Genomic DNA, 13,053 nt, shown 5'->3' on the forward strand with positions numbered 1-13,053 from the left:
GCATGCGACGTATAGCTGTGATGGGCGCCGCCGGGCGCATGGGCAAGATTCTGGTCGAAGCCGTGCAGCAGCGCGCACCGCTGACCGGGCTGACCGCTGCGGTGGTTCGTCCCGGCAGCACGCTGATCGGCGTCGATGCCGGTGAGTTGGCGTCGCTGGGTCGTATCGGCGTGCCGCTGTCCGGTCATATCGAGGCTGTGGCTGAAGAGTTCGACGTATTGATCGACTTCACGCTGCCGGAAGTGATGCTGAAAAATCTGGCGTTCTGCCGCAAGGCAGGCAAGGCCATGGTCATCGGCACCACTGGGCTGGATGCGGCGCAAAAGCAGTTGCTGGTCGAGGCGGGCAAGGATATTCCGATCGTCTTCGCGGCCAACTTCAGTGTCGGTGTCAATCTGTCGCTGAAGCTGCTCGACATGGCGGCGCGGGTGTTGGGTGATGAGGCCGACATCGAAATCATCGAGGCTCATCACCGTCACAAGATCGATGCGCCGTCGGGTACGGCGTTGCGCATGGGTGAAGTGATTGCCAGTGCGCTGGATCGTGATCTGCAGAAAGTTGCGGTTTACGGTCGCGAGGGTCATACCGGCGCTCGTGAGCGCGAAACCATAGGTTTTGCCACCGTGCGCGGCGGTGATGTGGTGGGTGATCACACCGTGCTGTTCGCCTGCGAAGGTGAGCGTCTGGAGATCACACACAAGGCGTCGAGCCGCATGACGTTCGCCAAGGGTGCGGTGCGTGCTGCGCTGTGGCTGGATGGTCGCGAGCCGGGTCTGTACGACATGCAAGACGTACTCGACCTGCGTTGATTGATCGTTTGAATCCGGCGCAAACGCCCTGTTTGCGCTGGTTTTTCTCCGCCTGGCGACGTCCTGTCGCATTCTCCGGCCTTTTAGGCTCTTTAGCGGTGGACCAAAAAAGCCTTTTTCTGTAAGCTACAGCTTTAGTGTGTCCACTAAAAGCGCGCAGAATAATTCAGTGAAGAAGCGGGGTGACGTGTCCATACGTCACTCCGCTTTTTTACAACCTGCGATCGCCCTTTCATGCGTTATTTACGGGAGGTCTTCTTGACTAAGCCAGCCATACTTGCCCTTGCTGATGGCAGCATTTTTCGCGGCGAAGCCATTGGTGCCGACGGTCAAACCGTTGGTGAGGTGGTGTTCAACACCGCAATGACCGGCTATCAGGAAATCCTTACCGATCCTTCCTACGCCCAACAGATCGTTACCCTGACTTACCCGCACATCGGCAACACCGGCACCACGCCGGAAGATGCCGAGTCCGACCGCGTATGGTCCGCTGGCCTGGTCATCCGTGACCTGCCGCTGGTAGCGAGCAACTGGCGTAACACGATGTCTCTGTCCGACTACCTGAAAGCCAACAACGTTGTGGCCATCGCCGGTATCGACACCCGTCGCCTGACCCGCATCCTGCGTGAAAAAGGCGCTCAGAACGGCTGCATCATGGCCGGCGACAACATCTCCGAAGAGGCTGCAATCGCAGCTGCGCAAGGCTTCCCGGGCCTGAAGGGCATGGACCTGGCGAAAGTCGTCAGCACCAAGACTCAATACGAATGGCGCTCGACTGTCTGGGACCTGAAAACCGACAGCCACGCGACCATCGACGCTTCCGAGCTGCCTTACCACGTGGTTGCCTACGACTACGGCGTCAAGGTCAACATCCTGCGCATGCTGGTCGAGCGCGGCTGCCGTGTCACCGTGGTGCCTGCTCAGACTCCAGCTGCCGACGTACTGGCACTGAAGCCGGACGGCGTGTTCCTGTCCAACGGCCCTGGTGATCCGGAGCCATGCGACTACGCGATCAAGGCGATCAAGGAAGTCCTGGAAACCGAAATTCCGGTGTTCGGCATCTGCCTCGGTCATCAACTGCTGGCTCTGGCCTCCGGCGCCAAGACCCTGAAAATGGGCCATGGCCACCACGGTGCCAACCACCCGGTGCAGGATCTGGACACTGGCGTTGTGATGATCACCAGCCAGAACCACGGTTTCGCGGTAGACGAAGAAACCCTGCCAGCCAACGTGCGTGCGATCCACAAATCGCTGTTCGACGGCACCCTGCAAGGCATCGAGCGCACCGACAAGAGTGCGTTCAGCTTCCAGGGTCACCCTGAAGCGAGCCCGGGCCCGAACGATGTCGCGCCACTGTTCGACCGCTTCATCAACGAGATGGCCAAGCGACGCTAAGCGTTCGCCTTGAGACTGTAGAGAGAAGCCCCTCGAGGGCGGCCCCGATAGCGGTGGCCCCCTCGGGACTTCAGAAATCGATCAAGACGGCTTGCCGACTGACCTGCGGATTTGAGTGACAAACCCATGCCAAAACGTACAGACATTAAAAGCATCCTGATTCTCGGCGCTGGCCCGATCGTTATCGGCCAGGCCTGCGAATTCGACTACTCCGGCGCCCAGGCCTGTAAAGCCCTGCGCGAAGAGGGCTACCGCGTCATCCTGGTGAACTCCAACCCGGCCACCATCATGACCGACCCGGACATGGCTGACGCCACGTACATCGAGCCGATCAAGTGGCAGACCGTGGCCAAGATCATCGAAAAAGAGCGTCCGGATGCGGTGCTGCCAACCATGGGCGGCCAGACCGCTCTGAACTGTGCCCTGGACCTGGAGCGCGAAGGCATTCTGGAGAAGTTCGGCGTAGAAATGATCGGCGCCAACGCCGACACCATCGACAAGGCTGAAGACCGTTCGCGTTTCGACAAGGCGATGAAATCCATCGGCCTGGCGTGCCCGCGTTCCGGTATCGCCCACAGCATGGAAGAAGCCAACGCGGTTCTCGAAACCCTCGGCTTCCCGTGCATCATCCGTCCGTCCTTCACCATGGGCGGCACTGGTGGCGGTATCGCGTACAACCGTGAAGAGTTCGAAGAAATCTGCGCTCGCGGTCTCGACCTGTCGCCGACCAAAGAACTGCTGATCGACGAATCGCTGATCGGCTGGAAAGAATATGAAATGGAAGTTGTCCGCGACAAAAAGGACAACTGCATCATCGTCTGCTCGATCGAAAACTTCGACCCGATGGGCGTGCACACCGGTGACTCGATCACCGTGGCTCCAGCACAGACCCTGACCGACAAGGAATACCAGATCCTGCGTAACGCCTCTCTGGCGGTACTGCGCGAGATCGGCGTCGAGACTGGCGGTTCCAACGTGCAATTCGGTATCTGCCCGGACACTGGCCGTATGGTCGTGATCGAAATGAACCCGCGCGTATCGCGTTCCTCGGCCCTGGCTTCGAAAGCCACCGGTTTCCCGATCGCCAAAGTCGCGGCCAAACTGGCTGTGGGCTACACCCTCGACGAGCTGTCGAACGACATCACCGGCGGCAAGACCCCGGCGTCTTTCGAACCGTCGATCGACTACGTCGTCACCAAGCTGCCACGCTTCGCCTTCGAGAAATTCGCCAAGGCTGACGCACGTCTGACCACTCAGATGAAGTCGGTCGGTGAAGTCATGGCCATCGGCCGTACCTTCCAGGAATCTCTGCAGAAAGCTCTGCGCGGCCTGGAAGTTGGCGTTTGCGGTCTGGACGAGAAGCTCGACCTGAGCAACCCGGAAAGCATGAGCGTGCTCAAGCGTGAACTGACCGTGCCCGGCGCCGAGCGTATCTGGTACGTGGCAGACGCTTTCCGCGCCGGCATGACCGTCGAAGAAATCTTCGCGATGAACATGATCGACCCTTGGTTCCTGGTACAGATCGAAGATCTGATCAAGGACGAAGAGAAGGTCAAGACCCTCGGTCTGTCCGCGATCGACCGCGACGTGATGTACAAGCTCAAGCGCAAAGGCTTCTCCGATCAGCGTCTGGCCAAGCTGCTGGGTGTGACCGAGAAGAACCTGCGGACTCACCGTCACAAGCTGGAAGTGTTCCCGGTCTACAAGCGCGTTGACACCTGTGCCGCCGAGTTCGCCACAGACACCGCTTACCTCTATTCGACTTACGAAGAAGAGTGCGAAGCCGCGCCATCGGGTCGCGACAAGATCATGATTCTGGGCGGTGGCCCGAACCGTATCGGCCAAGGTATCGAGTTCGACTACTGCTGCGTTCACGCTGCCCTCGCACTGCGCGAAGACGGCTACGAAACCATCATGGTCAACTGCAACCCGGAAACTGTTTCCACCGACTACGACACCTCCGATCGTCTGTACTTCGAATCGGTAACCCTCGAAGACGTGCTGGAAATCTGCCGCGTCGAGAAGCCGAAAGGCGTGATCGTCCAGTACGGCGGTCAGACTCCGCTGAAACTGGCGCGCGCTCTTGAAGCCGCTGGCGTGCCGATCATCGGCACCAGCCCTGACGCTATCGACCGCGCTGAAGACCGCGAGCGCTTCCAGCAAATGGTTGAGCGTCTGAATCTGCGTCAGCCGCCTAACGCCACCGTGCGCAGCGAAGACGAAGCAATTCGTGCCGCCAGCAAGATCGGTTACCCGCTGGTCGTACGCCCATCCTATGTACTGGGTGGTCGCGCGATGGAAATCGTTTACGAAGAAGAAGAGCTCAAGCGCTACCTGCGTGATGCGGTGAAAGTGTCCAACGACAGCCCGGTGCTGCTCGATCACTTCCTCAACTGCGCCATCGAGATGGACGTGGATGCAGTCTGCGACGGCAAAGATGTAGTGATCGGCGCGATCATGCAGCACATCGAACAGGCTGGCGTTCACTCCGGTGACTCCGCGTGCTCGCTGCCGCCTTACTCGCTGCCTGTGCATATCCAGGACGAGATGCGCGAACAGGTCAAGAAAATGGCCCTGGAGCTGGGTGTTGTCGGTCTGATGAACGTACAGTTGGCGCTGCAAGGCGAAGACATCTACGTCATTGAAGTCAACCCGCGCGCTTCGCGTACCGTACCGTTCGTATCGAAGTGCATCGGTGTTTCCCTGGCCATGATCGCTGCCCGCGTGATGGCTGGTAAAACCCTGAAAGAAATCGGCTTCACCAAAGAAATCATCCCGAACTTCTACAGCGTGAAAGAGGCGGTCTTCCCGTTCGCCAAATTCCCTGGCGTTGACCCGATCCTCGGCCCAGAGATGAAGTCGACCGGTGAAGTGATGGGTGTGGGTGACACCTTCGGTGAAGCATTCGCCAAAGCCCAGATGGGCGCCAGCGAAGTGCTGCCGACCGGCGGTACTGCGTTCATCAGCGTACGTGACGACGACAAGCCACTGGTTGCAGGCGTGGCCCGTGATCTGATCAACTTGGGTTTCGAAGTGGTTGCCACCGCCGGGACTGCCAAGCTGATCGAAGCCGCAGGCCTGAAAGTGCGCCGTGTGAACAAGGTGACCGAGGGGCGTCCGCACGTGGTCGACATGATCAAGAATGACGAAGTCACCCTGATCATCAACACCACCGAAGGTCGTCAGTCGATCGCTGATTCGTACTCCATTCGTCGTAATGCCTTGCAGCACAAGATTTACTGCACCACCACCATTGCTGCTGGCGAAGCTATCTGCGAAGCGCTGAAGTTCGGTCCGGAAAAGACCGTGCGCCGCTTGCAGGATCTACACGCAGGATTGAAGGCATGATCAAATACCCAATGACCGTCCAGGGCGCTAAAGCCCTGGAAGAAGAACACACTCACCTGACCAAGGTCGTTCGTCCGAAGCTCAGCCAGGACATCGGTACGGCCCGAGAGTTGGGTGACTTGAAAGAAAACGCCGAATACCATGCCGCGCGCGAACAGCAGGGCATGGTCGAGGCGCGGATTCGTGACATCGAAGGCCGGATTCAGAATCAGGTCATCATTGACGTCACGACCATTCCTCATACTGGCAAGGTGATTTTCGGCACTACCGTCGAAATCGCCAATGTCGAGACTGATGAAAGCGTCACTTACCACATCGTGGGTGAGGATGAGGCTGACTTCAAACTCGGCAAGATTTCCGTCGGCTCGCCTTTGGCCCGTGCCTTGATCGGCAAGGAAGAGGGCGATGTAGTCGCCGTGAAAACGCCAAGTGGCGTGATCGAGTACGAGATTGTCGAAGTCCGTCACATCTGAAAGAAGGCGCCCGCTGCAGGCGGGCGCCATGCTTTGGCAGCTGACCCAGATGTTGTGGGTCGGCGGTCTATGGTTGGTTCATCTCGGTTTGCAGCCGGTGCTGGTTCAGATTGAACTGGCGCCGCTGTTGATCGATGAAATCTCAAGCATGTTTGAAGTGCTGGTGGTGGGATTCGCTGCCGCTTGTGTGGTTTTTCAGGCTTTGGTGCTGATACAGGCCGAGGGCCTTGCCAGTCTATGGCGAGATTTTCGCGGGCAGGTGCTGCTGATGGCGTTGTATGCGTGTGCGATGTTTGTCGCAGTGCGTGTCGGCTGGCCGGATGCGCAGCGCTGGCAGGTGTTCAGTTATCTGGTGCTGGGCTTTTCCGGGCTGGTGCTGGTGATGCAGCCGGTGCCGGGATGGAGTGGCAGGGTGCGCGAAGCACACCCTTGACCCTTTTCATCACTTGAAGCGATGAACGTTCGACAGCTGCTTGTTGACGCTGAAGTTCTTGCGGTAAACCAGTGCCATCTTACCGATGACCTGTACCAGATCCGCTTTGCCGGCCTTGCACAGTTCTGCAATGTGCGCCAGGCGCGATTCGCGATCGAGGATGTTGAGCTTGATTTTGATCAGCTCGTGATCCGCCAAAGCGCGTTCAAGTTCGGCTAGCACACCTTCAGTCAAACCGTTGTCAGCCACCGTCAAAACCGGTTTCAGGTGGTGACCAATGGATTTGTACTGTTTCTTCTGCTCTGGAGTGAGCGGCATAATCTGACCCTTTCGTCTGGATTCTGTAAAATGGCGGCCATTTTACCCGAGGGTTCGTGGATCCGCCCAATTAATCACGACCCTAATCACTGAGGTGCCCAATGGCGCGTTCCAAGACAAGCCTTGGTTGGCTGAAAAGACATGTCAACGATCCCTATGTGAAGCAAGCGCAGAAGGATGGCTACCGCTCGCGTGCGAGTTACAAGCTTCTGGAAGTCCAGGAGAAATACAAGCTGATCCGTCCGGGCATGAGCGTTGTCGACCTGGGCGCCGCGCCCGGCGGCTGGTCGCAGGTCACCAGTCGTCTGATCGGCGGTCAGGGGCGCTTGATCGCTTCGGATATTCTGGAGATGGACAGCATCCCTGACGTGACCTTCATCCAGGGCGACTTCACTGAAGACGCGGTGCTCGCTCAGATCCTGGAGGCTGTGGGTAATTCGCAGGTGGACCTTGTGATTTCCGATATGGCCCCCAATATGAGTGGTACGCCTGAAGTGGATATGCCGAAAGCCATGTTCCTTTGCGAGCTGGCACTTGATTTGGCGGAGCGTATCCTCAAGCCGGGTGGTAATTTTGTGATCAAGATTTTTCAGGGTGAAGGGTTTGATGTTTACCTGAAGGACGCTCGCAAGAAGTTCGACAAGATCCAGATGATCAAGCCGGACTCCTCTCGTGGCTCCTCCCGCGAGCAATACATGCTGGCTTGGGGCTACCGCGGTCGTAGTGAATAAAACGAGTTTTTTTGGCAGGGTGATAGGTTTTTAGTATTTCGCCCGGCCAGCATTAACGAATATTGTGTAGAAAGTGTTTCACAAAGGGTTACAGACGGCGCCTGCCAGAGCTGTAGGTAATGTAGTAAGTTAGGCCGGTGAATATCATGCGAAGCGCGCGCCAGTAGCGGAGCTTGCTTCAGAGGGTAGTTAATTGAACGATATGGCAAAGAATCTGATCCTGTGGTTGATCATCGCGGCTGTCCTGGTGACGGTGATGAACAACTTCTCCAGCCCTAACGAGCCGCAGACCCTCAACTATTCCGACTTCATCCAGCAGGTCAAGGATGGCAAGGTCGAGCGCGTAGCCGTTGATGGCTATGTGATTACCGGTAAACGTAACGACGGCGACAGCTTCAAGACCATTCGTCCGGCAATCCAGGACAATGGCTTGATTGGTGATCTGGTCGACAACCACGTTGTGGTCGAAGGCAAGCAGCCTGAGCAGCAAAGCATCTGGACCCAGCTTCTGGTGGCCAGCTTCCCGATCCTGGTGATCATCGCAGTGTTCATGTTCTTCATGCGCCAGATGCAGGGTGGTGCAGGCGGCAAGGGCGGGCCGATGAGCTTTGGCAAGAGCAAGGCGCGCCTGCTCTCCGAAGATCAGGTGAAAACCACATTGGCTGACGTTGCCGGTTGCGACGAAGCCAAGGAAGAGGTCGGCGAGCTGGTTGAATTCCTCCGTGATCCGGGCAAGTTCCAGCGTCTGGGTGGTCGTATTCCACGCGGCGTACTGATGGTCGGTCCTCCGGGTACCGGTAAAACCTTGCTCGCCAAGGCAATTGCCGGCGAAGCAAAAGTGCCGTTCTTCACCATTTCCGGTTCTGACTTCGTCGAGATGTTCGTCGGTGTCGGTGCCAGCCGTGTACGTGACATGTTCGAGCAGGCGAAGAAGCACGCGCCATGCATCATCTTCATCGACGAAATCGACGCCGTCGGTCGCCACCGTGGCGCCGGCATGGGTGGCGGTCACGACGAGCGTGAGCAGACCCTCAACCAGTTGCTGGTTGAGATGGACGGCTTCGAGATGAATGACGGCATCATTGTTATCGCTGCAACCAACCGTCCTGACGTACTCGACCCTGCGCTGTTGCGTCCGGGCCGTTTCGACCGTCAGGTTGTGGTGGGGCTGCCGGATATCCGTGGTCGCGAGCAGATTCTCAAGGTTCACATGCGCAAAGTGCCAATGGGTGACGACGTTGCTCCGGCCGTGATCGCGCGTGGTACTCCGGGTTTCTCCGGTGCTGACCTAGCTAACCTGGTCAACGAAGCGTCGCTGTTCGCTGCACGCAGCGGCAAGCGCATCGTTGAGATGAAAGAATTCGAACTGGCGAAAGACAAGATCATGATGGGCGCCGAGCGCAAATCGATGGTCATGTCCGAGAAGGAAAAGCAGAACACTGCTTATCACGAAGCTGGCCACGCCATCGTGGGTCGCGTCGTGCCTGAGCATGATCCGGTTTACAAAGTGTCGATCATCCCGCGCGGTCGTGCTTTGGGTGTGACCATGTTCCTGCCGGAAGAAGATCGCTACAGCTTGTCCAAGCGCGCTCTGATCAGTCAGATCTGCTCGCTGTACGGCGGTCGTATCGCTGAAGAAATGACCCTGGGTTTCGACGGTGTGACCACCGGTGCTTCCAACGACATCATGCGTGCCAGTCAGATTGCACGGAACATGGTGACCAAGTGGGGCCTGTCGGAAAAACTCGGTCCATTGATGTACGCCGAAGAAGAGGGTGAAGTATTCCTCGGTCGTGGCGGCGGTGGTCAGGCTGCCAGCTTCTCGGGTGAGACAGCCAAGCTGATCGACTCCGAAGTGCGCAGCATCATTGACCAGTGCTATGGCACCGCCAAGCAGATCCTTACGGATAACCGCGACAAGCTCGATGCAATGGCTGACGCCCTGATGAAGTACGAGACGATCGATGCCGAGCAGATCGACGACATCATGGCCGGTCGTACGCCTCGCGAACCGCGCGATTGGTCGGGTGGCACTGGTACGCCACCGCCACCTGTGGTTCAGGACGAGCGTCCGCAAACACCGATTGGCGGTCCGGCTGCTGACGTTTAAGGTTTGAAATGACTTCTGTTCAGTCCCTGACCCGGTTGCCTTGCGGCAACCGGGTTCTTGATTTGGCCCAGACGCATGTCATGGGCATTCTCAATGTGACTCCCGATTCCTTCTCTGATGGCGGCAAATACAGCCAGCTCGATGCGGCGTTGCGCCATGCCGAAGCCATGGTTGCGGCCGGTGCCACGCTGATTGATGTGGGTGGCGAGTCGACCCGGCCTGGCGCGCGGGCGGTATCGCCGCTCGAAGAGCTGGAGCGCGTTGCGCCCATCGTCGAGCTGATCAATCGCGAGCTCGACGTCATTATCTCGGTTGATACTTCGACGCCTGCCGTGATGCGCGAAACCGCGCGGCTGGGCGCTGGTTTGATCAATGATGTGCGGTCGTTGCAGCGTGATGGTGCGCTGGATGCGGCGGCGGCTACAGGTTTGCCGGTTTGCCTGATGCATATGCTGGGTGAGCCCGGCGACATGCAGGACAATCCGCAGTATGAGGATGTCACCCGGGAAGTGGGCGAGTTTCTCGCAGAGCGGATGTCGGCGTGTGCACTGGCGGGTATTCCTGCTGAGCGCATCATTCTCGACCCCGGTTTCGGCTTCGCCAAAACCCTGCAGCACAATCTAAGCTTGTTCAAGCATATGGAAGCCCTGCATGCGTTCGGTCGACCTTTGCTGGTCGGCGTTTCGCGAAAAAGTATGATCGGCCATGCCCTGAATCGCCCGGTAGGCGAGCGCCTTTTCGGTGGCCTGGCCCTGGCAGCGCTGGCATCTGTCAAAGGCGCGCGTATATTGCGCGTCCATGATGTTGCGCAGACGGTAGACGTGGTGCGAATGATCGCGGCCGTGGAATCAGCCGAATAAGAATGATGGAGCACTTATGAGCAAAAAATACTTTGGTACCGACGGCATTCGTGGTCGCGTCGGTGTATACCCGATTACTCCTGACTTCATGCTCAAGCTCGGTTGGGCCGCAGGCATGGCGTTTCGCAAGATGGGCGCCTGCAAGGTGCTTGTCGGCAAGGACACGCGAATTTCCGGCTACATGTTCGAGTCTGCACTTGAGGCGGGGCTGACCTCGGCGGGTGCCGATGTGATGTTGCTGGGGCCGATGCCGACGCCGGCCATTGCCTATCTGTCGCGAACTTTCCAGGCGGAAGCAGGGATCGTTATCAGTGCTTCACACAATCCGCACGACGATAACGGCATCAAATTCTTCTCCGGCAAAGGTACCAAGTTGCCGGATGAGCTGGAACTGATGATCGAAGAGTTGCTGGATGCGCCGATGACGGTGGTTGAGTCGAGCAAAATCGGCAAAGTGTCGCGCATCAACGATGCCTCGGGTCGCTATATCGAGTTCTGCAAGAGCAGCGTGCCAACCGGCACCAGCTTTTCCGGGCTCAAGATCGTTATCGATTGCGCGCATGGTGCAACCTACAAGGTGGCGCCAAGCGTCTTCCGGGAGTTGGGCGCAGAAGTTGTCGTCTTGTCTGCCCAGCCCAATGGGCTGAACATCAACGATAACTGCGGCTCGACCCACATGGGCCAGTTGCAGGCGGCTGTACTCGCAGAGCACGCTGATCTGGGGATCGCCTTTGACGGCGATGGCGATCGGGTTCTCATGGTCGATCACACTGGCGCCATTGTTGATGGAGACGAGTTGTTGTTCATCATCGCTCGCGATCTGCATGAGCGCGGTAAGCTGCAGGGCGGCGTGGTTGGCACCCTGATGAGTAACCTCGGCCTGGAGTTGGCGCTGGCGGATCTTTCGATTCCGTTCATTCGTGCCAACGTCGGCGACCGTTATGTGATCGCGGAGTTGCTTGAGCGTAATTGGCTGGTCGGCGGTGAGAATTCGGGGCATATCGTTTGCTTCAACCACACCACGACCGGTGATGCGATCATCGCCGCGTTGCAGGTGTTGATGGCGCTGAAGACTCGCAATGAAGGCTTGGCGCAATCGCGTCAGGCGCTGCGCAAGTGCCCTCAGGTGCTGATCAACGTACGTTTTGCTGGTGGCAATAGCCCGCTGGAGCATCCGGCTGTCAAGGAAGCGAGTGCGCGAGTCACTCAGGCAATGGCGGGTCGCGGTCGTGTTCTTTTGCGCAAGTCCGGCACAGAGCCTCTGGTGCGTGTAATGGTCGAAGGCGAGGACGAAGCGCAGGTTCGCGGCTATGCCGAAGAACTGGCAAAACTGGTAACTGAAGTTTCTGCCTGATACGGCTTGCAAGGCATGATTGTGTTGGGTAACATCTGCGCCCACTTTGACCGACGAGGTACAGCATGCGTCGCCCTATGGTAGCTGGTAACTGGAAGATGCACGGTACCCGCGCCAGCGTCGCTGAGCTGATCAACGGCCTTCGTCATCTGGCCTTGCCAAGCGGTGTTGATGTCGCGGTATTCCCGCCTTGCTTGCATATCAATCAAGTGATTGATGGCTTGAAAGGTAAATCGATTTCGGTCGGTGCGCAGAATTCTGCGGTGGAATCCATGCAAGGTGCATTGACCGGTGAGATTGCACCGAGTCAGTTGGTGGATGCAGGTTGTTCCCTTGTGCTTGTCGGGCACTCCGAACGCCGCCAGATTATGGGTGAGCGAGACGGGATGCTGAATCGCAAGTTCGCAGCTGCACAGGCATGTGGCTTGATTCCGGTGTTGTGTGTAGGGGAAACCCTTGAGCAGCGCGAAGCTGGAAAAACTCTTGAGGTTGTCGGGCGTCAGCTGGGCAGCATCATCGAGGAGCTGGGTGTAGGTGCTTTTGCCAAGGCAGTCATCGCTTACGAGCCGGTCTGGGCTATTGGTACCGGACTGACTGCAACGCCGCAGCAAGCTCAGGATGTGCATAAAGCCATTCGCGAGCAGCTGGCGGCAGAGAATTCTGAAGTCGCACGAGGTGTGCGGCTTCTATACGGCGGCAGCGTGAAGGCGGCCAATGCGGTCGAACTGTTCGGCATGCCGGATATCGATGGGGGGCTCATTGGTGGAGCTTCCCTGAATGCAGATGAGTTCGGTGCGATCTGTCGCGCCGCGGGAAACTGAAAAAATGCTGGAAACAGTCGTAGTCGTTTTTCATCTGCTGGGTGCATTGGGCGTAGTTGCTCTGGTTTTGCTGCAGCAGGGTAAGGGTGCGGACGCTGGCGCGTCTTTCGGAGCAGGTGCTTCAAATACTGTGTTCGGAAGCCAAGGTTCCTCTACCTTTCTTAGTAAGTTTACTGCTATACTTGCCGCCGGTTTCTTCATAACCAGCTTAGGGTTAGGTTACTTTGCTAAAGAGAAAGCTCATCAGCTGACTCAAGCAGGTTTGCCAAACCCGGCAGTGTTGGAAGTACCTAAGCAACAACAACCGGCTTCTGATGATGTCCCGGTGCTTCAAGAGCAAAAGTCGGCTACTCCAGCGACTGACGTACCTCCAGCTCAAGAGCAGAAGTAAGAAGGGTTTC

12 protein-coding genes are annotated in these 13,053 nt (G+C 57.7%); 11 read left to right on the forward strand and 1 reads right to left on the reverse strand.

Going from position 1 to position 13,053, the window contains the following annotated elements; all coding sequences use genetic code 11:
* Positions 1 to 2 precede the first annotated feature (2 nt).
* The 5 genes from dapB to PMI37_RS29360 all read left to right on the forward strand — a co-directional run bounded on the left by dapB (position 3) and on the right by PMI37_RS29360 (position 6,458).
* On the forward strand, positions 3 to 809 hold the full coding sequence (dapB, locus tag PMI37_RS29340; protein ID WP_008088318.1) for a 4-hydroxy-tetrahydrodipicolinate reductase: 807 nt from the start codon (positions 3 to 5) through the stop codon (positions 807 to 809).
* Between the two features lie 258 nt (positions 810 to 1,067).
* Positions 1,068 to 2,204 carry a glutamine-hydrolyzing carbamoyl-phosphate synthase small subunit gene (carA, locus tag PMI37_RS29345; RefSeq protein ID WP_007915228.1) on the forward strand — a complete coding sequence of 379 codons (1,137 nt, stop codon included), beginning with the start codon at positions 1,068 to 1,070 and terminating at the stop codon, positions 2,202 to 2,204.
* A 126-nt stretch (positions 2,205 to 2,330) separates the two neighbouring features.
* Positions 2,331 to 5,552, forward strand: coding sequence for a carbamoyl-phosphate synthase large subunit (carB, locus tag PMI37_RS29350; protein ID WP_008088320.1), 3,222 nt, complete (start codon positions 2,331 to 2,333; stop codon positions 5,550 to 5,552).
* Entirely contained in the window at positions 5,549 to 6,025 is a 477-nt protein-coding gene (gene greA / locus PMI37_RS29355; RefSeq protein WP_008088322.1) for a transcription elongation factor GreA, read from the forward strand. The genes carB and greA overlap by 4 nt, the downstream gene beginning before the upstream one ends.
* A 28-nt stretch (positions 6,026 to 6,053) precedes the next feature.
* The gene (locus PMI37_RS29360) at positions 6,054 to 6,458 is read left to right on the forward strand and encodes a hypothetical protein (RefSeq protein ID WP_008088324.1); all 405 of its coding nucleotides are present in this window, start codon (positions 6,054 to 6,056) and stop codon (positions 6,456 to 6,458) included.
* A 9-nt stretch (positions 6,459 to 6,467) separates the two neighbouring features.
* Here the strand turns inward: PMI37_RS29360 and PMI37_RS29365 are convergent, their stop codons facing one another.
* Positions 6,468 to 6,776: a YhbY family RNA-binding protein gene (locus tag PMI37_RS29365; RefSeq protein ID WP_008088326.1), complete on the reverse strand. Its 309-nt coding sequence runs from the start codon at positions 6,774 to 6,776 to the stop codon at positions 6,468 to 6,470.
* 101 nt (positions 6,777 to 6,877) lie between these two features.
* Between PMI37_RS29365 and rlmE the strand changes: the two genes are divergently transcribed.
* From rlmE to secG, 6 genes are all read left to right on the forward strand, one after another.
* A complete protein-coding gene (gene rlmE, locus PMI37_RS29370; protein WP_008088328.1) occupies positions 6,878 to 7,507 on the forward strand; it encodes a 23S rRNA (uridine(2552)-2'-O)-methyltransferase RlmE in 630 nt (209 codons plus the stop codon).
* Between the two features lie 202 nt (positions 7,508 to 7,709).
* Complete coding sequence (gene ftsH, locus PMI37_RS29375; protein ID WP_045123343.1) at positions 7,710 to 9,617, forward strand: ATP-dependent zinc metalloprotease FtsH; 1,908 nt, start codon at positions 7,710 to 7,712, stop codon at positions 9,615 to 9,617.
* An 8-nt stretch (positions 9,618 to 9,625) separates the two neighbouring features.
* A complete protein-coding gene (gene folP / locus PMI37_RS29380) occupies positions 9,626 to 10,477 on the forward strand; it encodes a dihydropteroate synthase (protein WP_008088332.1) in 852 nt (283 codons plus the stop codon).
* A gap of 16 nt (positions 10,478 to 10,493) precedes the next feature.
* On the forward strand, positions 10,494 to 11,831 hold the full coding sequence (gene glmM / locus PMI37_RS29385; RefSeq protein WP_008088334.1) for a phosphoglucosamine mutase: 1,338 nt from the start codon (positions 10,494 to 10,496) through the stop codon (positions 11,829 to 11,831).
* Positions 11,832 to 11,896: 65 nt separating this feature from the next.
* Positions 11,897 to 12,652 (forward strand): triose-phosphate isomerase, encoded by a 756-nt coding sequence (gene tpiA, locus PMI37_RS29390; protein WP_008088336.1) that lies wholly within the window; start codon positions 11,897 to 11,899, stop codon positions 12,650 to 12,652.
* Positions 12,653 to 12,656: 4 nt separating this feature from the next.
* Entirely contained in the window at positions 12,657 to 13,043 is a 387-nt protein-coding gene (gene secG, locus PMI37_RS29395) for a preprotein translocase subunit SecG (RefSeq protein ID WP_016986497.1), read from the forward strand.
* Positions 13,044 to 13,053: the final 10 nt, after the last annotated feature.

Origin of the sequence: Pseudomonas sp. GM80 (genome assembly GCF_000282515.1) — a bacterium.
Classification (GTDB): domain Bacteria; phylum Pseudomonadota; class Gammaproteobacteria; order Pseudomonadales; family Pseudomonadaceae; genus Aquipseudomonas.